The following is a 24,018-nucleotide window of genomic DNA, read 5'->3' as shown; positions in this document are numbered from 1 at the left end:
GGTTGGATTGAATGTGTTTCACTGATACTACCTGCAGTCAGTCTTTTTTGAAATCTGATTTATCAGGATGGCTTTGCCGATTTTATCCGTTTTGCTGTCTCGCTGGTCAGCTCAGGGTGGTAAATCCTGCCAGGAGGCTGGAAAATCACGGTTTTGTAGACAATGCTCAGAGAACCTGAAGTTTCTCTGTGGAGAAGTCCCGAGTTGATTGCCAGAGGCGTTGTCTATTCGCTGTTGTCAGGAGCCTTGTTGGGGAGTCTGATCATTCTTCCTGGATTGATGTCGGAATATTCTGCTATTGAGCTGGTAGCAGGACGCTTTGCAGTATTTGGTCTATGGGTATCTATCATTGTCCTTTTTCGTCGCGAGATTATTAAAAGAGTCCGGCAAGATGGTATCGTGCCATGGATTTGGGTGGCCCTGCTGACGAATCTTCTTTATTACCTGTTTCTTGTCATCAGTATCCGGAGCCTCGGCGGCGTTTTTGCCTGTATTCTGATAGCCGCCTTACCCATGATTTTTCAGAAATGCTTTTTGGAAAGAAAGGCTGCCAGCCAGCTCACTATGCCTCTACTGCTGTTGATTGGAGCCTTTTTTCTGTTGATTTCCCAGAAGTTTGATCAGGTTAATCCGGACTCACATGAGCAGAGTATGGTCTATGGATTGTTCTGTTTACTGCTGGCGAGTATCTGCTGGCTCACAGGTACCCGCATACAGTTATTAATGGCTACTGAGCGCCCCGATATTGATCCTTCCGATCGTTATCTGTTAACCGGACTGGGCTCTGTATTGGCATTGCCCATGATTTATCCACTGACCTGGCTGGACCACCCTGAATTCACCCTGTTTTCGGGAGGTGTTGTCAATATTGACTGGGCTTACTTCGGAGGAGGGGGGTTGGTAGCAGGGATATTAGCCACCGGTTTGGCCCGGATATGCAGACGCAAAGCAGTGTCGCACAACAGTGATTCAGGATTTTATCCCTGCACAACCCTTGAGGTTTTATTTGGAGTGCTTTTTGTCTTCATGCTGGAAGGGCGCATACCCAACAATCAGGAGTGGGCAGTCATTGCCATCCTGGTTTCGAGTATGGCTCTTTTTTACCGGAACCGAACTGTTTCTCAATTTAATACCAGCTCAGGATAGTTGTTTCTGATCTCGTCCCGGTTACCTCTGAAGAGAATTCTTTCCTGTTTCTGCTCCAGCTGATACTCGTACATGGGGTCATAGTAGCCAACCAATAATTGCTCAATCAGTGGCCGATAACCATCAATGACACCATGAACTTCATGTTGCTGAAGGGCTGAAGAGAGAAGCTCTCCCAGCTCCTGATAACGGGCTCCACCCAATCTTCTGCGAATCCGGCAAAGGCTGTCAGTCAGCCCCTCGCTGAAGCGGGCAAAGCCCTCTTCTTTGCCGTAAACGTTCTGGTATTCGGCCAGGTTATTGCTGACATACTCCTGAAGACCTATCTCTACACGCTCTTCTATAGAAGCTTCCAGCAGAATAATGGAGGACTTTTGCATCTTGTTGCTGAACACCTGGGACAGGCTACAGCGCCCGATCAGCTTGCTTTCGTCTTCCAGAAGCAGAGCGCGCCCTGGTTTAAAGTGGCGGTGCTTGAGCATGGCGATAGAAAGACGATTTTCAAAGTCAATCTGAGTGGGCTGGCCACCATAACGACGACCGAAGCTCGACCCCCGATGGTTGGCCAAATCCTCCAGATCAATGCTGTCTTCAATGTCATAAATCAGACGAGTTTTGCCGGTACCGGTTTTGCCACTGAGAATCATAAAGGGAATGTCTTCAACAGACTTTTCCAGTTCATCGATCAGGAACCTTCTCAGTGCCTTGTAGCCCCCTTTGATCAGAGGGTAAGGGGATCCGGACTCGGCCAGCCAGGATTGGGTAATATGAGAGCGCTGACCGCCACGAAAACAGAATAGGTAGCCTTCTGGATGCTTTTGTACAAATTGCTGCCAGTGGGTCACTCTTTCATCACGCACATCGTCAGTGGCTAGCTGATAACCCAGGGCGACGGCAGCATCTTGCCCCCGCTGCCTGTACTCAGTACCAATCACTTCACGCTGGTAATCATCCAGGATTGGCAGGCTGGTCGCCAGTGGGAATGAACCTTTGTTGAATTCAACAGGAGCCCGAACATCCATCAGTGGCACATCATTCAGGAACAGGGCGAGGTAGTCGTGAGTATCCGGGCGTTGCTGGGTCATAAGGTTCCGTAACAGCTCAACGGGAGCGGGCTGGGTTCTTGTCCAAAAGCCCTATAGTTTCGCTGGAACCTGTCTGTTTAAGCAAGTGTGGATTGTTTCTATCGGATATAGAAGGGCAGAGTACAGCCAAACTTACCGGAACAAAACCAGGCGGCACAATACAGGCTGTGTATAGGAATCAGAGTTTGGCTGCTGTGTATATCTGAGTACAACATTCTGCACAAGGTTTACATCGCCATAGCGATTGCCCAAATGGCTTTCTGACAACAGGTTTTTAACATTTGATGAGCATTAAAACTGCATGATTTCTATTTCAAGCTGTCTGTTGCCTCTGGGTTTGGCTTTGTGGAGAAGGTGGTAGAGGCTTGCTAAAGATACGAACGTAAAAAAGCCCAGACCGGTGGTTACTGTAATAATTGTAGGGTCAGGTCTGTATCCAAAGGCAGCAACAATTGACATAGGCAGTTTTTCACGACTGAGTATTTCATAACTATTGCCAACGATTAAATTTTTTCCCAAGTCCCAGAGAGTGCTCGATTGACCCGCAATTTTTTCAAATTCATGCCAGGCATTCGAGAACAGTCCAGCTCCCAGACTGGCGATTACAATCCATGAAAATGCTCTCAAACAGGCGCTATCGGTTTCCGGGTTGAATGGTATTAGTTTTGTAGCAATGACTCCCATAGGAATAAAAGACAAGGAAATGGCTTCGTATTTTTTATCAAGGATCAGCGGTAAGGTGGCCAGAGCGCCTTCTCCGGCTTCGCGAAAAGTATATGAGACAACATTGATCAGCAACCCTGACAAGAGAAGTTCTTTTTTACCTGTGACACCTCCAGCGAGCCCGAGAGCCCAGCCACCAGCGCAGATGCTGGCTTTTAATGATGTTAAGCCAGCAATAAGTTCAACCCATTTCTCGGGGATTTCCATCCCTGACTGCGAGAGTAAGACACCCGAAGTGAATACACCGCCCATGGTAATGAGACTGGTGCCAAGCGCTGTCCCCAAAATCTTATATTTGGCTTCTGGTTTAACTCTGATAGAGCCCTCAAGGAGTACGAACATCTCCACGCCTTCCATAATCCAGATAGCAACGCTGGTAAGAAGCGGCTCGGTACCTTGTTTGCTTTTTTTGGCGACAGTTGCAGTAGAGCTTTCACATCCCAGTTTATCTTTAATGGCGTTAAAGTCAGAGCTGTTATTATAAAACACAGTTGAGTTATTCGGGTTGTTGATTTCTGAGCAGACAAAGGCTTTCAGCTTTCCTCTGTTCTCCCCGCAGCTGATATCGTCTGATGCTGTCTGCGGCAGTCTGGTGCTCATGGAAACCCTGTCCGGTAGTATGATATTGAATTTTGAAGCAGGTGTGCTTCCGTTAACTGCTGAAGCCACTGTGGAGTAGTCAGATTTAACTAATTCTGAAGTATTCAGAGCAGGACTAGCTAGAGCTGAATGAACAGAAACATAAGCAATCATCGTCGATATTAAGAGCACAAGACAGGTTTTTGACCGTTGCATTGGATGTGTCTCCATGAGCTGACCGGCTGATTGATATCGATTGAATTCAGATAAGCTGTTATGAACACATTCGTATTGGCTCGAGTAGGTATAGTAAATCTGGGGTGAAACGCAACTCGTTTGCAGGATCGCCGAACAGCCCAAAGGAAAGCTTGTATAAGCATTACAACCCCAATGTCTCGGCGCTATCAGGCAGTAACTGATCAATACTTGTGGGTTGCACTCTGTGGATAACAAGATAGAGGCCTGCAAGAGTTACCAATGTAAAATAGCCCAGGCCGGACGTTAAGGTGATAACCGTAGGATCGGGTCTGTATCCAAAGGGAGCAATAATCGACATTGGCAGTTTTTTATCGCTGAGTATCTCATAGCCATCGCTCACCGTTGTTTGTTTGCCCAAATCCCAGACAGTAGCGGATTCACCGGCAATTTTTTCAAAATTATGCCAGGCTCCCGAGAACAGTCCGGCCCCGAGACTGGCCATTACAAACCATGAGAACCTCTGCAAAAAGACAGTGTTGGTTTTCGGGTTGAATTTTATGAGTTTTGAAGCAATGATCCCCAAAGGGATTAAACCCAATAGGCCGGCTTCGTATTTTTTATCAAGGATCAGCGGTACAGTAGTGAGAACGGCATTGCCGGTTTCGCGAAACGTGTTCGAGATAACATTTATCAGTAACCCTGATAAGGCGAGCTCTTTTTTATCTGCAATTCCTCCAGCCATCCCAAGAGCCCAGCCACCAATGCAGAGACTGGCTTTTAATTTTGTTAACCCGTCAATAAGTTGAATCCATTTCTCGGGGATTTCCTTACCGGATGCCGCGAGTGCAACGCCAGTACTGTAAAGGCTACTCATAGTGATGGCACTGGTCAGATACGCTGCGTACAAAATCTGCTTTCTGGCTCCAGGGTTAACTTTTATAGAGGCACTAAGCAGTATGAACATCTCCACGCCCTCGCGAACCCAGATGGAAATACTGCTCAACCAGCGGTCGTAATCGGGAATATTTTTTATGGCGTCTACTGGAAGGGGGGCGTCACATCCCAGATGATTTTTAATATTGTTCAAGTGAGAGCTGTTGCCATAAACGAAAGTTGAGTTACTTGGCAGGTTGATTAGTGAGCAGATAAAGCCCGTCAGTCCACCTTGGTTTTTCCTGAAAAGGATATCGTCTGATGATGTCAGGGGCAGCCTGATACCCAGGGAAACCGTACTCGATGAGCTGACATTAAATTCTGAAACGATTGCAGGCTCACTGAAATTTGAAGAAAAGGTGGAACTTTCAGGATTGACTGACGCCGTCGTATTTATGTCAGTTTTAGCCAAAGCCGAATGACTCAGGATATAAACAATCAGCGTCGATATTAAAAGCAGACGATCAGGTTTTAATAACTGCATTGGATGGTTCTCCATCAACAGGCTGATTGATATAAACTGAATTCGGCTCGACCGGTTTGTCGTGGCTCGGATAGGTATAGACAATGTAAGATGAAATGCAACTTGTTCGGATTTACTGGAAGCTTCCGGAGTTTTTACTTTCTGGCTGAGCATGCTGAGCTATCCCTCCCGGGAGGCTGTCGCAAAAGTACTGAGCTTCTCGCTCTTTCCGGTTAAAGAGCTCCCACGTTGGGAGGATACTTCTCCATTCTTGCCTTTAAAAACTCAAGAGCCCTGCTGAGGTTATCTTTATTCCTGACTTGACACAGGCTGTGAAAAACTCAAAATAATAATCTTTCGGCTTTTCTTTGCTAAATACTAATGACTGTCCGAAGATTTTCTCCTTTCGATCGGTGAGAAAATCCAAGCATCCCCTGGTATGGGTTGCCACTGGTACAAAAGTTCTCAGCCTCTGGTATGGGCTGGCAAGAACGCTGAGCAAGCAGCCTCCGGTACAGGTTGCCACTGAAGATGAACATAATGCCAATGGCGGCAAAAGCCCTGGCGGCAAAAAATTAAGGAATATCTCCTCATGCCTGTAATTACGCTTCCCGACGGCAGCAAGCGCGAATTTGCTGACGCCGTTTCTGTCATGGAAGTGGCCCAGGATATTGGTCCGGGCCTGGCCAAGGCGACTCTGGCGGGTCGTATTAACGGTGAGCTGGTAGATGCCAGTGCCAAAATCACCGATGACTCTGAGCTGGCTATTATCACTTCCCGTGACGAAGAAGGTGTTGAGGTGATCCGTCACTCAACGGCTCACCTGCTGGCAATGGCCACTCAGGATCTGTACCCCGGTGCCCAGGTCACTATTGGTCCCGTGATTGATAATGGCTTCTATTATGACTTCTCCTATGAGCGGGCATTTAACCTCGAAGACCTGGAGAAGATTGAAAAGCGCATGGCTGAGCTGGCAAAGCAGGATCTGGGGATTGAGCGAGTGGTGATGACTCGTGACGAAGCCATCAGTGCTTTCAAAGCCATGGGTGAAGAGTACAAGGTCGAGATCATTAATGACCTGCCGAAAAATGAAGTGATTTCTGTTTACCGTCAGGGTGAGTGGATGGATCTTTGCCGTGGCCCACATGTTCCCTCAACAGGTAAGCTGAAAGCCTTCAAACTGATGCGTGTGGCCGGTGCTTACTGGCGTGGTGATTCCAGCAACGAAATGCTGACCCGTATCTATGGAACGGCCTGGGAAGACAAGAAAGCCCTGAAAGCTTACCTGCAGCGTCTGGAAGAAGCGGAGAAGCGTGATCACCGTAAATTGGGTAAGAAGCTGGACCTGTTCCATATGCAGGAAGAAGCACCGGGCATGGTGTTTTGGCACCCCAATGGCTGGGCCATCTATCAGGAACTGGAACAGTACATGCGTAAAAAGCAGATTATGCATGGCTACAAAGAGATCAGAACGCCTCAGCTGGTGGATCGCTCCCTCTGGGAAAAATCCGGTCACTGGGACAAGTTTCAGGACGACATGTTCACCACCAATTCGGAAGAGCGTGATATTGCTGTTAAGCCCATGAACTGCCCGTGTCACGTCCAGGTCTTCAATCAGGGGCTGAAAAGCTACCGTGATCTGCCGCTGCGACTGGCGGAATTTGGTTCCTGTCATCGTAACGAGCCATCTGGTGCGCTTCATGGAATCATGCGTGTCCGTGGCTTTGTTCAGGACGATGCCCATATTTTCGCAACAGAAGATCAGATTCAGTCGGAAGTGGCTGCTTTTATTGATTTCCTCCATGAGGTGTATGAGGATTTTGGCTTCAGTCGTGAAAACATGCTTTACAAACTGTCTACGCGTCCTGAAAAGCGCGTGGGTTCTGATGAAATCTGGGATAAAGCCGAAAAAGCCCTGGCCGATGCTCTGGATGCACAGGCGCTGCCATGGGAAGAACTACCGGGTGAAGGTGCTTTCTACGGACCAAAAATCGAATTTTCCCTGAAAGACTGCATTGGCCGGGTGTGGCAGTGTGGTACGATTCAGGTCGATTTCTCGATGCCGGGCCGTCTGGGTGCTGAATATGTCGATGAAAGCGGTGAACGCAAAACACCGGTCATGCTCCACAGAGCGATTCTGGGGTCGTTTGAGCGGTTCATCGGCATACTCATTGAACACTATGAAGGGGCCATGCCGCCATGGTTGGCTCCCAAGCAGGTTGCCATCCTCAACATTACTGACAGACAGGCTTCTTATGCGGTAGAACTGGAAAAAATGTTGATGGAAAAGGGAGTTAGGGTAAAAGCGGACTTGAGAAACGAGAAGATCGGCTTTAAAATCCGCGAGCATACCTTAAATAAGGTGCCTTATTTGCTGGTTATTGGCGATAAGGAAATGGAAAACAGAACCGTTGCTGTGCGTACCCGCACAGGTGAAGACCTGGGTACCATGCCTGTAGAGGCATTCAAGGAGCGCCTTGCAGCGGATATCAGCAAGCGTGGCCGTACTGCGTAATTAATCTGTAACGGGCTTGTCGATCTTGATGTTAAACGTCGACGAGCCCTTTCGCACAGGCTGCCTTTACAGGAGATACACCCATCAGACGTAACAGCTTCCGCGATCGTCGCCCGCAGAAGGCGCCGATTAATGAGAATATCCGTGCCAAAGAAGTCCGTCTAATAGGAGCCGATGGCTCTCAGGTAGGGGTGGTCGATACCCGTGACGCTTTGTCCATGGCCCAGGAAGCAGGGCTGGATCTGGTTGAAATTAATGCAACCAGCGAACCGCCAGTCTGTAAGATCCTTGACTACGGCAAGCATCAGTACGAGCAAAAGAAGCAGAAAGCCGCAGCCAAGAAGAAACAGGTTCAGACCCAGGTGAAAGAAGTCAAGTTTCGCCCGGGCACAGAGGAAGGGGATTACCAGGTAAAACTGCGCAACCTGGTACGTTTCCTGACAGAGGGCAACAAGGCGAAGGTTTCTCTTCGTTATCGTGGTCGTGAGATGGCTCACCAGCAGCTGGGCATGGAACTGATGAACCGGGTTGAAAAAGATCTGGAAGAGATTGGTACCGTTGAACAGCGTCCAAAGATGGAAGGTCGTCAACTGATCATGGTTATTGCCCCGAAAAAGAAGAAGTGATTTGAGTATGAAAAACCGGTCACTGCCTCAGTGGCCGGTTTTTCATGTCCTGGATGAGGCTTTTCTACACAGAAAATTTTCTCCCGGATTAAACGACAGTCGCTTTTATTTTTAATATCCCGACACCTCATGGCCCTGAAACGGGCGCCGCTTTCCAAGATGAGAAGGGGTAGGTGGTCGCGAATGCGGAGTGCTTTTTCATGCCAAAAATGAAAACCAACAGTGGTGCCGCCAAGCGTTTCAAAAAAACGGCCAGCGGTTACAAGCGTAAGGGTGCTTTCAAGAGTCACATCCTGACCAAAATGACCACCAAGCGTAAGCGTCAGCTGCGTGGTACCTCCATGGTAACACCTGCTGACCAGGGCCTCGTTAAGCGTATGCTGCGCGACTAATCGCTTTATAGATCATTTTTTTCGGAGATATAGCTCATGGCACGTGTAAAACGTGGTGTAATCGCGCGCAAGCGTCACAAGAAAGTTCTCAAGGCCGCCAAAGGTTACTACGGAGCACGTTCACGTGTATTTCGCGTAGCCAAACAGGCTGTAACCAAAGCTGGTCAGTATGCTTACCGCGATCGTCGTCAGCGTAAACGTCAGTTCCGTGCTTTGTGGATTGCCCGTATCAACGCCGGTGCGCGCACCAGCGGTCTGTCTTACAGTCGTTTCATCGCGGGTCTGAAAAAGTCTGCGATCGAAATCGACCGTAAGGTTCTGGCTGATCTGGCTGTGCACGACAAGGCTGTTTTCGGTCAGCTGGTTGAAAAGGCTAAAGCTTCTCTGGCTTGAGTCTGATTCATATCAGCCTTTAACGGGGTTATGGTTTTCCATAACCCCGTTTTATGTGTTGGGTCAGAATCAGGCGGTGCGTTTGGAGTGACGCTCCCGGTTTTCCAGTTTTTTTCTTTCACTCTTTCTTAGCACCACATACAGCGCCGCAGAACCGCCATGAAACTTTAATGCGGTATGAAAGCAGAGTACCTGGTCCATTTCCCGCAGCCAGGTGTTGACGTAGCTTTTAATGATGGCCGGGGGATTAGTGTTCAGGCCCCGGCCATGATTGATAATGAGTGAGCGAAGCTCGTGTTGCTGACAGTCGTTGATGAAGTCAAAAACTGCTTTTCGAGCCTCAGCCGCTGTGTGATTATGCAGGTCGAGTCTGGCTTCAATGTCGTATTTGCCCAGTCTCATTTTCTTGAAAACACCTTCCTGAACACCGGAGCGTTTATATTCCAGGTGATCGTAAGGCTGGACTCTTTTCGGGTTATCCAGAGATAAAAAATTAGGGTCATTCAGCTCAGCCTGGGCTGCCTTCCTTCTCAGGGCCTGACCGGGAGTCGCTGTCTGATGTTTCTTGAGGTTCGCTTTGGTGCTGCTTTTCAGGGGAGCTACTCCCTCCATTTCCTGGAGGAACAGATCCTGGTCGTCGTAACTCATGGCTTTGTACTTGTCGTAGAACGGTCAGAGGTGCTCGACGGTCTGGAAGTTTGACGTTTGGATACACCTCAATGAATTTTGATAGTACCTGTTTTTGTGTATCCGGAGAACTATAGCTGCTTTAAGCGACTTTTTCCCTAAACCTGAATTCAGAGGAAATTCGTTTTTTCATAATTCAAGGCATACATAGCAACAGGTTTTCCTATGACTTTATTTTGGAAAAACCTGTCATGCTTTTCCAGATTCAATACGTACTCGTTTTCCACAGGTTGGTAGTGGATGACATCGGCGGCCTGCCGTTTTTCCTTGTCCAGAGAGTTGATAATATGGCTGCTCATGTATTCACTGGAAAAGCATCTGGCAGGTAAAACCTTATCTTGTGAAACCGCTGCGTAAGCCGCCTGAGCCCCGCCTTTTTCGTAGCCCGATAATTTCAGAGTCCAGCCTTTAAAGGCACTGTTTTTCTTCATCAGGTTCTGAACCTGCTTAGTGAGCTTGCTGGCTTGCTGGTAACTTTCAGGCACAGTTTTTCGCCTTGCGTTTCTCAGATTTCGTACCCAGCGGATGAGAGTGAATGCTTTTTTGAACCTTCCAGTATGAGAAAGCTCATCCGGTTTTTTCAGGGCGTCCCAGCTGCCAAAAACAATGCGAACTTCGGGAGGACTGGTTTTGGGGTTACGAAGAATATAGGCAGTGAGCCCGGTTTTCTTGTCGAACACACAGCCTTCGGATCCTTTGGTGGATAATCCGGCTGCTTTGCCAGCATACAGGGCGAGACGGCGGTCAGTATCCCAGGACTTAAGTTCATTCAGGATCTTTTTGTCTTTTAATCCCCAGCCGTCTATGGACTTTTCGTAAGGGTAAGCGGCAATCCTTGCCTCAACAGCCATAGCTTCACCCATTCGCCAGTTATTTCTGGGAGTACCTTTATCCGGAGTCAGAGTTCCTACGTGATGCTGCCAGGGGTTGGCCAATGATGCAAAATTTCCAATATAACCCGGAGGTGAGTTTGTCATTGGTTTGAGCTTGGGCTTTTGAGTATCTTCACTTCTACTGTTTGCTTCTGCGTATCTACTTGCAGATAAACCTGCTCCAAAGAAGACTCCTCTCATTGTGCTATCCCTCCAGAAGGTGATGAGTCGTAAGTAAGCTCCTGCTCTTCTTCTGTCAGTTCCCGGGTTAATGTGTTGGCGAGCTCTATGAAGCCAAGCACCAGGTTATTGAAAGTCTCATGGGTCAGACTGCCGACAGGGTGACTGGTCATAAGGTGCAAACCTATTCCATCCTGGTCCGTATAAAACCAGGCGCCTTTGAGCTTGTCTGGGGCTCCGTTGAGAGACAACAGCTGCATTGCTCTGGCGGCCTGTAGCTCAGGATCTGTTGGCATGGTTGTCAGCATACGGTGCAGCAGTAACAGATCACTGTTCTCAGGTAACTCTATGATCACTGCGATCTCATTGTGCTCGTCTACCAGGGCGCAGGTGTTGTCTTCTGTGGTCAGGTCATGACCAATATGTTCACCAAAGTCCTTTAAAAACTCTTTAAATTGTTCGTAAGGCTCAATCATAGCCGGGCTCTCCATAGCAAATCATTAGTGTTTGGTTCGGCTTGGATAAATGAAATTGAAGGGTTTGGCGGAAGAGCTATGTATCATCAGGCTGTCAGAGCCTGTCTTAATGACCAGGCCCGACAATCAGATCATGAGATGACTTGGGTTAGTGGCTATAACTGCGGTCCCAATCCTTCCAGACCGGTTCCAGACCTTTTGATTTAATCGCAGCTGCAACCACTTCAGGACGACGGTTGTCGTCGATGGCGAACTGTTCCAGAGATTCCACGGCACCATTGGCATAACCGCCAGGTTGAGTGCTTGAGAAAGCGCTCATGGCGGTAATACCCAGAGGCAATACATTGTCTCTGAACGATTCCGACTCTCGAGTGGACAGTGACAGTTCCGCTTCCGGTTTAAACAGGCGGTAAGCACAGATCAGCTGTACCAGTTGTCTGTCTGAAATGACGGAAACGGGCTGGAATTCACCTTCGCAGGGGCGCAGTCTGGGAAAAGAGATGGAGTAACGGGTTTTCCAGTAGGTCTTTTCCAGGTAGTCGAGGTGTGCGGCGACCATGGCAGAGTCTGTACGCCAGTCTTCCAGACCAATCAGGGCGCCCACACCAATTTTGTCGATGCCTGCTCTGCCGAGTCTGTCAGCGGTTTCCAGACGATAGTCGAAATCCATCTTGCTGCCTCGCAGGTGGTATTTCCCGTAGGCCGGGCGATTGTAAGTCTCCTGGTAAACCAGCACGGCGTCCAGCCCCAGCGCCATCAACTCTTCGTATTCGCTCTGTTCCAGAGGTTGTACTTCCAGCGTAATGTGGGAAAAGTGCAATCTGACTTTGTCCAGTACGGTTTTGAAATATTCGGTGCCCACCGTGCCCTGGGCTTCGCCAGTCACCAGCAGGATATGATCAAACCCCATGGCTTTGATGGCTTTCAGTTCCCGGTCCAGCTCTTCCGTGCTCAGGGTTTTGCGTCGAATTTTGTTGTCAAGGCTGAAACCACAGTAGGTACAGATGTTGGTGCACTTGTTGGACAGGTATAAGGGAATGTACATCTGAACTGTATTGCCAAAACGCTGGCGGGTGAGTGCCATGCTTTTCTGTGCCATCTGTTCCAGGTAAGGTTCAGCCGCTGGGGAGATGAGCGACAGAAACTGATCATGGGCCAGTCTGCCGGTGGACAGGGCATGTTCGACATCCGCAGCGGTTTTGCTGAGGATGCTCATCCTGATTTCATCCCAGTTTAACTGGTTAAACGTGTCTACAAATGACATTAAAAGTCTTCCAGAAATGCAGTCAGTGGGCTGCTTGCCTGAGCCTGGTGCGAACGTATTCCGAGGCCAGCCTCGTAGGCTCGTCTGCCAGCTGTCACGGCTTCCCTGAAAGCAATACCCATGGCTACCGGGTCATTTGAAACAGCAATGGCTGTATTCACCAGCACGGCGTCAGCTCCGATTTCCATCGCTTTAGCGGCGTCGGAAGGGCTGCCAATACCGGCATCTACAACCACAGGGACCTGGCTCTGCTCGATAATGATGTTCAGAAACGCCTCGGTTTTCAGGCCCAGGTTGCTGCCAATGGGTGCCCCGAGAGGCATAACCGCAGCGGCACCCGCTTCTTCCAGTCTCTTGCACAAGACCGGGTCAGCGTGAACATAAGGTAGAACAACAAATCCCAGTTCGACAAGTTCTTCGCAGGCTTTTAGTGTTTCGATGGGGTCAGGCAGCAAATATTTGGGGTCCGGGTGAATTTCCAGTTTTAGCCAGTTGGTCTGCAGGGCTTCTCTGGCCAGCTGGGCTGCATACACGGCTTCTTTGGCGTTGCGGGCACCGGAAGTATTGGGCAGCAGGTTAACACCTGCTTCAATCAGGGGTGAGAGAATATCATCCTGATCATTATTCAGGTCCACTCGCTTAAGTGCCATGGTCACCAGTTCGCTCTGTGAAGCCCTGATGGCTTCAGCCATGGTCTGGCTGTTATTGAATTTCCCGGTACCGGTAAACAGGCGAGAATGGAAGGTTTTATCAGCAATGGTCAGCATACCAGCCCTGTAATTCGATAAATTGTCGGTCATTCCAAGTGCGATTTCTGCGCGCTATCAGCCACCTGCGGTAGCCTTGATCAGGGTGATGCGGTCACCTTCTTCTACTTTTCTGCGGGGCCATTGGGAGCGACTGACGATCTCTTGATTGACCGCAAGTGCCACGCCCTTTTCAGCCTGATTGATCTGTTCCAGCAGCTGCTCTAGCGTCAGAGGGGACTCAAAGCTCAGGGGCTGGTCATTAACAAAAAATTGCATAGATCATTCTGGGAGGTTTTGAAAACAGGGGGGGAAGTTTAAAGCAAATTCTTCTCCGGATAAATGGTGGGCAGTCAGGAGCCGTTCTTGTGATCTCGGTCAGCCTTTTTGAGCGGCGTAGCGAGACTTGTCATGGCAGGGCTTATGGGCTAGTGGATAGGGTCAGAGACGAGAATATTGAACTTAAAACTGAAAAACAGGTTAAACAGTTTACATATATGCAATGACTTGAGGTTGTATATGGTTTTCAGAAAAATAGTAACCGCTTTAGCTTTTCTGGCTGCATCGGTATGTTATGCGGATTCATCGGTATGTTACCCTGATTCACTAATAACTGTTAAGACAAACAGCTTGCCGTTATCGGATTCATTTAAGGCTTACATTGAGCATAACCTGCCACAGGCTTTGAATAAAAGATGTTCTACTCCAGAACGTGTTTCTGCGTTAATTCGAAATGAATTGTTTTCAAATGGTTATGTTGCAACACCGGAGGATGCTGTTTTTTCGGTGCAGTATATCTTCGATAAAAAATTTTCTGGGAATCAACTGATTACTTCGGACGCCTGGTCATCAACAATAAAAGTTTTTAGCACTTATCATGAGCAGATAGACTGTGGAGCAGGCTTGGGAGTCGAGGAAAAAGACTATTTATCTATAAGCCAGCGTAAGCTTTCTCGCTTTGTTAGTGCATTAAACAGAGAATTGAATGGCTATGAGCTAGGAATTGGGTTGTTTTTTATATTGGTTCAGCCAAGCTCGCAGTTCCCGGGAAAAAAGAATATATTTCATTGCGATGTCCTTTATTCAAAACACAGGTAGATGGAAGGTTTTAAATCACAGCAACGTCACTGCCTTGGCTGAAGTTGAGTCAGCTGCCAATGCCGCTGACCTGGACCAGGTCGGGCAAGGCTCCTTGGCAAAAAAGGCGAACTTGATCAAAAGGTTAGGTCTGACCTGATGCGATATTTAGTAGATCATGTTTCAAGTTCCTGAAACGGGCACCTCCATTTGGCAATGAACTAAATTATTTCCTGGTTGTCAAAACTATTAAGACGATAGTTTCAGTATCATATAATTCGCACGTTCTCTTGAGATGACCTGAAATACTGTCAGGCAGGATTGAACAGGCTGACTAAATGAGCTGACTTCAAGAAGGTATTAACAGCAAGCATAAGTGAATGGAGGATAAGAAATATGGATATTAAACCTGAAGGCTCTCACCCCGGCACATATTTTCAGCCCAGAGCAGAGGATGTTAAATTTACTAAAACGGATTGTAACGAAAGTTCCACGAGAAAGTTTTCGTTTAACCCCTCAAGGTGTGTATCACCTGTGCGATTTGATTCTTCAGATTCGCAAGCTTTAACCGCAATCGATATTGAGTGCGAAGAGAAACCGATACATAAACCTGTTTTGTCCAGGCGCGTATCATCTTTGCTATCAGGTGATGAGAAGAAATCAGTTTCAAATAATGTCTCGGACGACGATACTGCTACTTTGAACGATCATCTCAACTCTATACGTCAGATAACCCCCACTTACAAACCCTTTCCGAAAAGTCGCAGCACTAAGTCCGTGGCTGAGCAGTTCGCCGAGAATACAATTGACTGGCTCCAGCTCAGTAACACATCCTACGCTGATCGGGACTCAGTTGAGACAAGCTTTCAGCGTCGAGTGGAAGGTTCTGAAGCAGGAGAAGAGCTATTTCAGGATGGTTTTTGTATCAAGAAATATCGGACCCAAGTAGAAAAAAAACGTCTGGGTGTTTTTTATCCTGAGGATTATCGGACTCTCGAACTTCCCGGTCTGTCAAAAAGTTCATACCTCGGGAAGCACTCACTGCCGGAATATTTTGACATAACGAACAAGTATAACTTTGTAGCAATGGATAATGGCTATAAACCAAGTGAGTGTCTGAATGCTTTTTTTCATGGCCCCACCATTGCAGACTGTGCAACGACCCTTTCGGCCTGTCAGTATCGGGCCATTGAAACCATCATTGGCACCGACGAATTCGACCGCATCTTTGGCGCACCGATCTCAAAGTTCAGAATTCCAGTCACCCTTTTCGGTCACATGTCCCAGGTTATTGGATGCTTCACAAAGGGTGAATATGTCAATCGGATCAAGTACAGCAACCCTCTCCATTGTCTGTTTGAGTATCTCGAGTTTTACAAAGGTTCAGGGAGCAATGGGCAGTCAGAGCTGAAAATAAAAAAGGGTGATATCCTCTATATTCAGGGCGTAGAAGGCTACGATTTGAAGCACGCAACTGGTGATGCTGTCGGTTTTAATCTGGTATGCACCGGGCAAAACAGCAGCGGACAGAATCTCTATCTGGGGTTTGGTCCGGGTGAATTTGTTGAACCGAAAACCTACGAGCAGGTCAAAAAAATACTGATTGATGGCTACAATAGACCACAGAGTCCTGAGACAATCCTTGCCATTAAAGAAGGGAAATCAAGCTATAAAGATTGGACCGACGATATCCTGCCCTATGATCACCCTATTGGTGGCATCACTATCGTGGCTCGATTTAATACTGTGACCTGGGAAAATTTTTTGTCCGAGTGCGATCAAGTCTGGCACCGTCAACCGCTTTTGTCTGTCACTCGGGCTATGAAACCAAAGCCGGTGCACCAGGTGTCACGTTTCCATACTGAAAATCTTGATGCTGATATAGATCAATTCGAACCCCGCTCAACACAGCAGGAACTGATGCATGAGACGGCCCTGAAGTTCACGCGTGCTGTGATTAATAATCAGGGTGGAGCCTCGTATAAAAAGCCCATGGGACTATTCCTGACCGGATCACCGGGACTAGGAAAAACACATCTTTGTGTAGCAGTTACCAAAAAAGCAGCCGACTATGGTGTCAACACCCTGTATCTAGACGCAGATAAGGCAGGCGAACTGTATCAGTGCTTCCAGGGTAATGAATGGGATAGCAAGATCGAGGAAATGCTTGCCGGTAAAGATTTGGTGGTAATCGATGATGCTAACGGCGGTCACTTTAGCAAACAACTTCTGGCAAAAACAATGAAACATGTGATGACTGCCAAGAAAGCTATCATGGTCAGTTCAAATCATCATATTCCTGTCAAAGCTGAATTCCTTGGCGATATCGAGCCCTTAACCAGGTGTGCCCATAATTTTCTTTACCTTAGTGATTTGCAGGGAGACAGTTGCCGTTCCCAATGGTGGCACAGCCCTGATGTACAGGCTGCTGATGCACTAGCGCAACTGGGTCAGTATCATGGCCGCAATGCGGCAGGAGTGATCACTGAGCACGCCGTACCAACAGAGGAAATAGCCAGATTACTCAGTATTCCAGCTGATCGGATCCGCCAGGTGGGCCCTCCCGTATTACCTGGAACAGAATTTCTAAGCCAGGATTTCCATTTCAGCCATTTATCCAAAACGGAGCATCAGGCTGTTTTTATGGAGTGTAATTTTACTGTTAGTAGTACTTGGATAGAGCAGTTCTTAAATGTTGTTCAGAAAGTACACGACGAAGGCTTGAAGCTGGTAGTGAAAACCAATAACCGCACATTATTCTTGGAAGCTGTAATGGATTATTTAAAATTTCTTCAACTTCTAAATGGGGAGGTTCGTATCAGAGAGCGGCTAGAGCATATGTTCCCGGACTTTGCGGAATCCGGACTGCAGGAGCAGCCTGACAGACTTAAGCGTCCCTAGCGAAGATTGCGATAAATTGAGGATAAAAATTTCTGATTCCGAGGAGAATAGCGAGCTATTTGACGAGGGAGCAGGAATTTTCAGACCGATTTATCGCAGTACCGTTATGAATGTCAGGGCTTTCCTGTACTGGTGAAATCCGTCCTGCAAGTAAATCTATTCAAACCCTTCCTCAACCGCTAGAATTGGCGGTTTATTTTCTCTACGCATCGGTTATCAGGAATCCCATGGAGAATCTGGAAACACTTGTTTCACCTATAGTCGTCTCTGCACTGGCTGAAGTTGAGTCAGCTGCCAATGCCACTGATCTGGACCATGTTCGGGTGCGGTTTCTTGGCAAAAAAGGCGAGCTGACCCAGCTGTTGAAAGGTCTGGGCAAACTGTCTCCGGAAGAACGTCCGAAGGCGGGCGGCTTTATTAACGAAGCCAAGCAGCAGGTTCAGGCCGCCCTGGATGTGAAACGTGAAGGTCTGGAAAAAGTGGCTCTGGAAGCTCGCCTGGCCAGTGAAACCATTGATGTCACCCTGTCCGGCCGTAGCCAGAACCTGGGGACGGTGCACCCTGTTACCCGCACCATGGAGCGTATCACCGATTACTTCGGCAACATCGGCTTTGAAGTGGCCCAGGGGCCGGAAATCGAAGACGATTACCACAACTTCGAAGCGTTGAATATTCCCGGTCATCACCCGGCCCGTGCCATGCACGATACTTTTTACTTCAATGACAACACCGTTCTGAGAACCCACACCTCTCCGGTTCAGGTTCGTGTCATGGAGGCCCTGAGCAAGGCCGGTGAGAAACCTCCTATTGCCATTGTTTGCCCGGGCAAGGTTTACCGTTGCGATTCCGACCAGACTCACAGCCCGATGTTTCATCAGGTCGAAGGTCTTTATGTGGCAGAGAAAGTCAGTTTTGCTGACCTGAAGAGTGTTCTCAGTGACTTTCTGAGGGTGTTCTTTGAGCGTGACGACTTGAAAGTCCGCTTCCGTCCGTCCTACTTCCCGTTCACTGAGCCTTCAGCAGAAGTGGACATTGAATGGGGACGCAATGAAGACGGTTCCATCAAGTGGCTGGAGGTTCTGGGCTGCGGTATGGTCCACCCGAAAGTGTTTGAATACTCCGGTATTGATACCAGCAAGTACACAGGCTTTGCCTTCGGTCTGGGGGTTGAGCGTTTTGCCATGCTCCGTTACGGCGTAAACGATTTACGTCAGTTTTTCGATAATGACCTGCGCTTCCTGAGCCAGTTCAATTAACGGTTTGCGGCGATCAGATCGAATAACGGAGTTGAGAAAAGTCTATGAAATTCAGTGAACAATGGTTACGTCAGTGGGTTGCCCTGGAAGCGGACACTCAGGAGCTGGTAGATAAGATCACCATGGCTGGCCTGGAAGTGGACGACGTTGACCCGGTAGCAGGCGAGTTTTCCGGTGTGGTTGTGGGTGAAATTGTTGCCTGTGAACAACACCCGGATGCGGATAAATTGCGTGTCACTCGTGTCAGCACCGGATCAGAGGAGTTCCAGGTGGTTTGTGGTGCGCCTAATGCCCGTGTGGGTATTCGTGTACCTTTTGCAACAGTCGGTTCCGTTCTGCCGGGCAATTTCAAAATCAAGAAAGCCAAACTGCGTGGTGTTGAATCTTTTGGCATGCTTTGTGCGGAAGAAGAGTTGGGCATGGCTGAATCTTCAGACGGCCTGATGGAGCTGCCAGCGGATGCTACTGTGGGTCAGGATATCCGAGAGTACCTGAGCCTGGATGACAGGATTATTGATGTAGACCTGACGCCAAACCGTGGCGACTGTTTGAGCATTGCGGGTCTGGCCCGGGAAGTCAGTGCGAACTTCCTGGCTGATGTCAGCGAAGTTCAGGTTGAGCCGGTAGCCCCAACGATTGATGATACTTTTAAGGTGGCTGTTGAATCCAAAGAAGGGGCGCCACGATTTCTGACCCGTATCCTGAAAGATGTTGATATTACTCAACCTACCCCTCTGTGGATGATTGAGCGCCTGCGTCGTTCCGGTATTCGTTCCATTGATCCCGTTGTTGATGTGACCGCTTATGTCATGCTGGAACTGGGTCAGCCTATGCACGGTTATGATCTGGATACCCTGAAGGGTTCCCTGATTGTTCGCATGGCCCATGAGCAGGAGAAGCTGGTTCTGCTGGACGGACAGGAAGTCATTATGAATACCGGGACTCTGGTCATTGCCGATGAGCAGCAGGCTCTGGGTATTGCCGGTGTGATGGGCGGAGAAGGCTCTGGTGTCTCACAAACCACCCGTAACGTGCTGCTGGAAGCGGCTTTCTTTGATCCCATTACCATTGCCGGTAAAGCCCGTTCCTTCGGACTGCACACCGATGCTTCCCATCGCTTTGAGCGTGGTGTGGACTTCCAGCTGCAGCGTAAGGCCATTGAGAGAGCAACCGCCCTGATTCTGGAAATCTGCGGTGGTCAGCCAGGTCCTGTTGCCGAGGCAGTGAGCGAAGACAAGCTGCCTGAACTGAGCACAGTCAAGCTGAGAGCTGAAAAAGTGGCTTCTCTGCTGGGCATTACCATCGAGAATGACCTGATTGAAGCTCTGCTGACACGACTGGGTCTGGAGATGAGTTCTATTGCCGAAGGTGAGTGGTCCGTTTCTGTGCCAAGCTGGCGCTTTGATATCTCTATAGAAGAAGACCTGGTGGAAGAACTGGGTCGTATCTACGGTTATGAACGACTGCCAGAAACCATCCCAACGGCTCTGTTAAAGCTTAAGCAAGTGGATGAAAACAGAGTTAAAGAAGGGGATATTCGTCGTATTCTGGTCGCTCGTGGCTATCAGGAAGCGGTCTCCTTCAGCTTTATTGACCCGAAGTTGCATCAGCTGTTTGATCCCGGGCGTGAGCCTGTGGTTCTGGCGAACCCCATCGCCAGCGATCTTTCTGTCATGCGAACATCTCTGCTACCGGGCCTGGTTAAAACAGTCAGCTACAACCTGAATCGTCAGCAGAGCCGTGTTCGTCTGTTTGAAACCGGTCAGACGTTCGTTCGTGAAGGCGACTCTCTGAGGCAGGAAAATCAGATTGCTGCCGTGATTACAGGCAGTCGCTACCCTGAAAGCTGGGCGATTAAAGCGGAGCCCGCAGACTTCTACGACCTGAAAGGGGATGTGGAAGCTCTGCTGGAACTGGGTGGTGCTGCAGGGGAGTTCCGTTTTGAAAACAGCAGCCACGATGCCATGCACCCAGGTCAGTGTGCAGCGCTGGTTCGTGATGGCAAGGTGGTCGGTCATATAGGCGCTCTGCACCCAAGTCTGACGAAAAAGTTGGAGGTGAATGATGCGCTGATCATGTTTGAGGCAAGTCTGGAAGCGATGAGCCTGGGCAAAGTAACAGAGTTCACACCGCTGTCAAAGTTCCCTGAAGTTCGTCGTGACCTGGCCTTGCTTGTCAAGCAGGAAGTGGCGGCTGACAGTCTGAACCAGGTCATTCGGGAAGAAGCCTCTGAGCTGTTGAAAGATGTTCGTATTTTCGACGTTTATGCCGGAAAAGGCATTGCGGAAGGTCATAAGAGTCTTGCTTTGGGCTTGACCTTGCAGCACGCTTCCCGCACTCTAAAAGACGAAGAAGTTAATCAAGTGATTGACAGCATCGTAAGTCGGCTGGGATCGGAATTTGGTGCCAGTCTCCGAAGCTAATCAGCCAATGCAAGCGCTCTGTATCGGGCCTGTTTTCTGAGCAGGCTCGACAGTTCGCTGCCCTGGTTATAAGAGAGCGGAAGTTATCCATGGGAGCTCTGACGAAAGCTGATATAGCCGAGCGTCTGCACGAAGAACTCGGTTTGAACAAGCGCGAAGCCAAGGATATGGTCGAGCAGTTTTTCGAACAGATCCGTCAGGCATTAGAGAATAATGAACAGGTCAAGTTATCCGGCTTCGGTAATTTTGAACTGCGAGACAAAAGTCAGCGGCCCGGCCGAAACCCCAAAACCGGCGAAGAGGTTCCTATCTCTCCTCGCAGGGTGGTGACTTTCAAGCCTGGTCAGAAACTCAGGTCACGAGTCGAGGCTTATGCAGGAAACAGAGCTCAGGAAGAGTGATCTCCCTGTTATTCCCGGCAAGCGTTACTTCACCATCGGTGAGGTCAGCGACTTGTGTCAGGTCAAATCCCATGTCCTGCGATACTGGGAACAGGAGTTTTCGCAGTTAAAACCGGTCAGGCGCGGGAACCGTCGTTATTACCGGCGACAGGATGTGCTGCTTATCCGGCAAATTCGCAGTTTGCTCTACGACAAGCGTTTTACCATTGACGGCGCCCGTAATCATCTCAAAGGCGAAGTGCAGAAGCTGGACGCTTCCCAGTACAAACAACTGATCCGGCAAACCATTGCTGAACTGGAAGATGTTGTCGATGCCTTGGATGGGATTCCTTCCAAGTGAGAATATGCAGATAAAAAAATACCGGCGGATGCCGGTATAATTTACCTTCGGGAAGGAGTGGGCGGGGGGCCGTTTTGCGTGCGGTTATTGACGATTTTATCAATAAGCAGGCCTATCCGACTCCAGTTTTTATCCGCTTTCAAGGTCTCGGTGTATCTAGAAATTTCATCGAACTGTTTCTGATCCCGATTCTGATGTGCCTGACGCAAGACATGGGTAAGTTCAGTGGTCAGCTTCTGTTTATTAAATGTTTGTATTGTCATTCCATAGCCGCCGCCAGTAATTTTATCCAACAATTCTTCGGCATCTTTAGGGCCATTGTATTTGGTTCTCTTCGCTGCTACCGGTGGTAAGTCTGGAGCCTTTTCAACAGAAGTTTTTGTTTTATCTGCAAAGTTGAGATTGACGTAAGTGTCATCCCTATTGGCTCTTCTGAGTCTGGCAGCATCTCGCGCTTCCTTATTGACGACGGCATAATCTTCTGAGCCGTACCCCAGTCCGTTATCTTTGGGCTCCGGGGCTTTTTGAGGGGTAGCAGGTGTCGCAACGGTCAGACCCGCTTCTTTCAATAAGGGATTAAACAAGGGTGTGAACTGTCCGTGAACCGCTGTCAGGGTATTGAACTGTCCTGCTGTTTGCACGAATTTGTTCCTGACCTGGCGCGCGGTAGTAATGGTTTGAGTGAAATCCCGGGGAACCTCACCCGTTTTTTGATACTGCCGCAGGCTGTTATCAATCGTGATGAAGGTTCCGGTTCTGCCGACTCCCGCATTGCAGTTGACGACGGTGGGGTTGTTTGACCTGGCTGCAACAGAGGGGTGCTGACGTAACTTTTCAACCAGTACCGACAGTTTTGCCAGTCTTTCCGGGGTGCCGGCGCTATGGTCTGCCCAGCCTTTATCGTAAACCCTGAATTGTGTCTCCCCATTAATGGAGAGTTGTTTGACGGTAACTTTACCCTCATCAAAAGAGTATTGTCCATCCAGTCTAACCTTAACGCCGCCACAGTCTTTTTCTTCGCCGACTTCCTTAGGGCCAACTTCGATAGAACGCTTCTTATCTGGTTTATGGGAAATTTCCGGATCTTCGAGTTCTTTGGAGTTAACAAGAGAAACGGATACGGCAGGACGATGATGAGCAAGCATTTTTATGAAGTTGTTTTCTGTGTTTTCAAGTGGCCCCTGACTCGCGATAAAGCTGCCACCAGGCAGGTCGACTTTTGCGGCATGATAGGGTGCTCCCGGTGCAAATCCTTTGTCTCTATTGCCAAGATGGATGTCAGAAAATTTTGGATGTGCCTTTTCGAAGAAAGGTTGGTTATCGATCCTTCCTTGTATCTGTGGGCTTTTAATCTTTTTGTATTGCGTATTAATTTCAGAGTCGTCAGGCTTATAGGGGAACTCCTGACTCAAGTTAAGCGAAGCTCCCTGGTAAGTGCCAAATTCAAGTTGAGATCCATGGTCTGACCCATAGACACACTGCAAGGACGGAGTCAGTTCCTTAAGTTCAAGGGATCGGGAGTCGGGGGGTTCCTGAAGACCAACTTGACGATCAATCTCTGCAAACACCGCAGCTGCAAGTTTGGGGGAATTGGCATAGCGTCCGGCGCATCTGTCTTTGAGACCCTGCACATTATCACCAAATTCTTTCAGCCCCTCGGTGACTTTTCTTTCAGCATAAATCTCTCGTACTTCTTGCATGATCGTATCATAACCAGGGTCGTCCTTTTGGCTAAGTTGAAAGATCAATTCCTTGATATCCGGAGTAGAGAGCTGTTGGACGGCTTCCGAGAACTTGTTGAGTGAGAAGCCGGATTTATCCTCAAATTTGCCATGCTCCAGGTTTTTAATGATTTCCGGTGCTTTCAGGGCTTTAGCCGGTTGGGTTTCAGGACTGCTGTTTCTGACTGCAAGTGGTGTATTAGCAGGTTTAGAATGGGTCCTGGGTTGCTCGTTCATCTGGTTGGGAAGCTTGGGCAGTGGGCGGGTGCTTCTTTCTGAGAGCGGTGTTGAAGGCGCTTTTGATGGGGTCGCTGTATTATCAGCGAGATGTTCATGCAACTTGCCATGGAAGTGGTCATAGACGGGTTTAACCAGACCGTGAACACCGAGAACTTCCCGTGCAACTCTCAAACCCCAGACTTTCGAAGCACTGCAATTGTAGAGCTTACCGTTGACCTTGACTGTCTTGGTTATTGAATTCTGTGGATCAGCGCCCGCTGTTTGAGAATGGCCTATTGAAGAAGTCCCGCCGTTATTAATTGTATTGCCCACAACCTCTCTCCTGAGAATCTTCCCTGATTCTTGCAGTATAAAAGGCTATGTAACATTTTCCACAGAGTC

At 48.6% G+C, this 24,018-nt stretch carries 21 protein-coding genes; 11 read left to right on the top strand and 10 right to left on the bottom strand.

Going from position 1 to position 24,018, the window contains the following annotated elements; all coding sequences use genetic code 11:
• Positions 1-162 precede the first annotated feature (162 nt).
• Positions 163-1,146, top strand: a complete 984-nt coding sequence (locus ACO6V5_RS10075) for a hypothetical protein (RefSeq protein WP_422409123.1) — start codon at positions 163-165, stop codon at positions 1,144-1,146.
• Here the strand turns inward: ACO6V5_RS10075 and mnmH are convergent.
• The 3 genes from mnmH to ACO6V5_RS10060 form a co-directional block, all read right to left on the bottom strand.
• Positions 1,122-2,231 (bottom strand): tRNA 2-selenouridine(34) synthase MnmH, encoded by a 1,110-nt coding sequence (gene mnmH / locus ACO6V5_RS10070; RefSeq protein ID WP_422133188.1) that lies wholly within the window; start codon positions 2,229-2,231, stop codon positions 1,122-1,124. The two genes, ACO6V5_RS10075 and mnmH, sit on opposite strands and share 25 nt — an antisense overlap.
• Positions 2,232-2,522: 291 nt before the next feature.
• Positions 2,523-3,443 carry a hypothetical protein gene (locus ACO6V5_RS10065; RefSeq protein WP_422133189.1) on the bottom strand — a complete coding sequence of 307 codons (921 nt, stop codon included), beginning with the start codon at positions 3,441-3,443 and terminating at the stop codon, positions 2,523-2,525.
• A gap of 469 nt (positions 3,444-3,912) precedes the next feature.
• Positions 3,913-5,148 carry a hypothetical protein gene (locus tag ACO6V5_RS10060; RefSeq protein WP_422409121.1) on the bottom strand — a complete coding sequence of 412 codons (1,236 nt, stop codon included), beginning with the start codon at positions 5,146-5,148 and terminating at the stop codon, positions 3,913-3,915.
• Positions 5,149-5,719: 571 nt separating this feature from the next.
• Here ACO6V5_RS10060 and thrS point away from each other — a divergent pair.
• The 4 genes from thrS to rplT all read left to right on the top strand — a co-directional run bounded on the left by thrS (position 5,720) and on the right by rplT (position 9,053).
• Positions 5,720-7,642 (top strand): threonine--tRNA ligase, encoded by a 1,923-nt coding sequence (gene thrS / locus ACO6V5_RS10055; RefSeq protein WP_422133191.1) that lies wholly within the window; start codon positions 5,720-5,722, stop codon positions 7,640-7,642.
• An 83-nt stretch (positions 7,643-7,725) separates the two neighbouring features.
• Positions 7,726-8,268, top strand: a complete 543-nt coding sequence (infC, locus tag ACO6V5_RS10050; protein ID WP_252180580.1) for a translation initiation factor IF-3 — start codon at positions 7,726-7,728, stop codon at positions 8,266-8,268.
• Positions 8,269-8,468: 200 nt separating this feature from the next.
• Positions 8,469-8,660, top strand: coding sequence for a 50S ribosomal protein L35 (gene rpmI, locus ACO6V5_RS10045; protein WP_034837404.1), 192 nt, complete (start codon positions 8,469-8,471; stop codon positions 8,658-8,660).
• Between the two features lie 36 nt (positions 8,661-8,696).
• The gene (rplT, locus tag ACO6V5_RS10040) at positions 8,697-9,053 is read left to right on the top strand and encodes a 50S ribosomal protein L20 (protein ID WP_422409118.1); all 357 of its coding nucleotides are present in this window, start codon (positions 8,697-8,699) and stop codon (positions 9,051-9,053) included.
• A 69-nt stretch (positions 9,054-9,122) separates the two neighbouring features.
• Here rplT and smrA read toward each other — a convergent pair whose 3' ends face one another.
• The 6 genes from smrA to thiS all read right to left on the bottom strand — a co-directional run bounded on the left by smrA (position 9,123) and on the right by thiS (position 13,557).
• Entirely contained in the window at positions 9,123-9,701 is a 579-nt protein-coding gene (gene smrA / locus ACO6V5_RS10035; RefSeq protein WP_422133192.1) for a DNA endonuclease SmrA, read from the bottom strand.
• Positions 9,702-9,850: 149 nt separating this feature from the next.
• On the bottom strand, positions 9,851-10,813 hold the full coding sequence (locus ACO6V5_RS10030) for a hypothetical protein (RefSeq protein ID WP_422133193.1): 963 nt from the start codon (positions 10,811-10,813) through the stop codon (positions 9,851-9,853).
• Positions 10,810-11,268 carry a type III secretion system chaperone gene (locus ACO6V5_RS10025; RefSeq protein WP_422133194.1) on the bottom strand — a complete coding sequence of 153 codons (459 nt, stop codon included), beginning with the start codon at positions 11,266-11,268 and terminating at the stop codon, positions 10,810-10,812. Before ACO6V5_RS10025 ends, ACO6V5_RS10030 begins: the two co-directional genes overlap by 4 nt.
• 148 nt (positions 11,269-11,416) lie before the next feature.
• A complete protein-coding gene (gene thiH / locus ACO6V5_RS10020; RefSeq protein WP_422133195.1) occupies positions 11,417-12,532 on the bottom strand; it encodes a 2-iminoacetate synthase ThiH in 1,116 nt (371 codons plus the stop codon).
• On the bottom strand, positions 12,532-13,299 hold the full coding sequence (locus tag ACO6V5_RS10015; RefSeq protein ID WP_422137088.1) for a thiazole synthase: 768 nt from the start codon (positions 13,297-13,299) through the stop codon (positions 12,532-12,534). The genes thiH and ACO6V5_RS10015 overlap by 1 nt, the downstream gene beginning before the upstream one ends.
• A gap of 57 nt (positions 13,300-13,356) precedes the next feature.
• A complete protein-coding gene (gene thiS, locus ACO6V5_RS10010; RefSeq protein WP_422133196.1) occupies positions 13,357-13,557 on the bottom strand; it encodes a sulfur carrier protein ThiS in 201 nt (66 codons plus the stop codon).
• Positions 13,558-13,797: 240 nt separating this feature from the next.
• Between thiS and ACO6V5_RS10005 the strand changes: the two genes are divergently transcribed.
• The 6 genes from ACO6V5_RS10005 (at position 13,798) to ACO6V5_RS09980 (ending at position 21,676) form a co-directional block, all read left to right on the top strand.
• On the top strand, positions 13,798-14,376 hold the full coding sequence (locus ACO6V5_RS10005) for a hypothetical protein (protein ID WP_422133197.1): 579 nt from the start codon (positions 13,798-13,800) through the stop codon (positions 14,374-14,376).
• Positions 14,377-14,751: 375 nt separating this feature from the next.
• Positions 14,752-17,256, top strand: a complete 2,505-nt coding sequence (locus ACO6V5_RS10000; protein WP_422409115.1) for an ATP-binding protein — start codon at positions 14,752-14,754, stop codon at positions 17,254-17,256.
• A gap of 227 nt (positions 17,257-17,483) precedes the next feature.
• Positions 17,484-18,512 (top strand): phenylalanine--tRNA ligase subunit alpha, encoded by a 1,029-nt coding sequence (gene pheS, locus ACO6V5_RS09995; protein WP_422137602.1) that lies wholly within the window; start codon positions 17,484-17,486, stop codon positions 18,510-18,512.
• Between the two features lie 44 nt (positions 18,513-18,556).
• Positions 18,557-20,935, top strand: a complete 2,379-nt coding sequence (gene pheT, locus ACO6V5_RS09990) for a phenylalanine--tRNA ligase subunit beta (protein WP_422133200.1) — start codon at positions 18,557-18,559, stop codon at positions 20,933-20,935.
• A gap of 89 nt (positions 20,936-21,024) precedes the next feature.
• Positions 21,025-21,336: an integration host factor subunit alpha gene (gene ihfA / locus ACO6V5_RS09985; RefSeq protein ID WP_317145884.1), complete on the top strand. Its 312-nt coding sequence runs from the start codon at positions 21,025-21,027 to the stop codon at positions 21,334-21,336.
• Entirely contained in the window at positions 21,308-21,676 is a 369-nt protein-coding gene (locus ACO6V5_RS09980; protein ID WP_317145885.1) for a MerR family transcriptional regulator, read from the top strand. Before ihfA ends, ACO6V5_RS09980 begins: the two co-directional genes overlap by 29 nt.
• Positions 21,677-21,717: 41 nt before the next feature.
• Here ACO6V5_RS09980 and ACO6V5_RS09975 read toward each other — a convergent pair whose 3' ends face one another.
• Positions 21,718-23,949 (bottom strand): tyrosine-protein phosphatase, encoded by a 2,232-nt coding sequence (locus tag ACO6V5_RS09975; protein ID WP_422409112.1) that lies wholly within the window; start codon positions 23,947-23,949, stop codon positions 21,718-21,720.
• Between the last annotated feature and the right edge of the window lie 69 nt (positions 23,950-24,018).

The sequence above is a fragment of the Endozoicomonas sp. ALD068 genome, assembly GCF_049310145.1.
In the GTDB taxonomy this organism is placed as follows: domain Bacteria; phylum Pseudomonadota; class Gammaproteobacteria; order Pseudomonadales; family Endozoicomonadaceae; genus Endozoicomonas_A.
The sequence above is the reverse complement of the archived record's forward strand: the minus strand, read 5'-3'. Positions and strand labels throughout refer to the sequence as shown.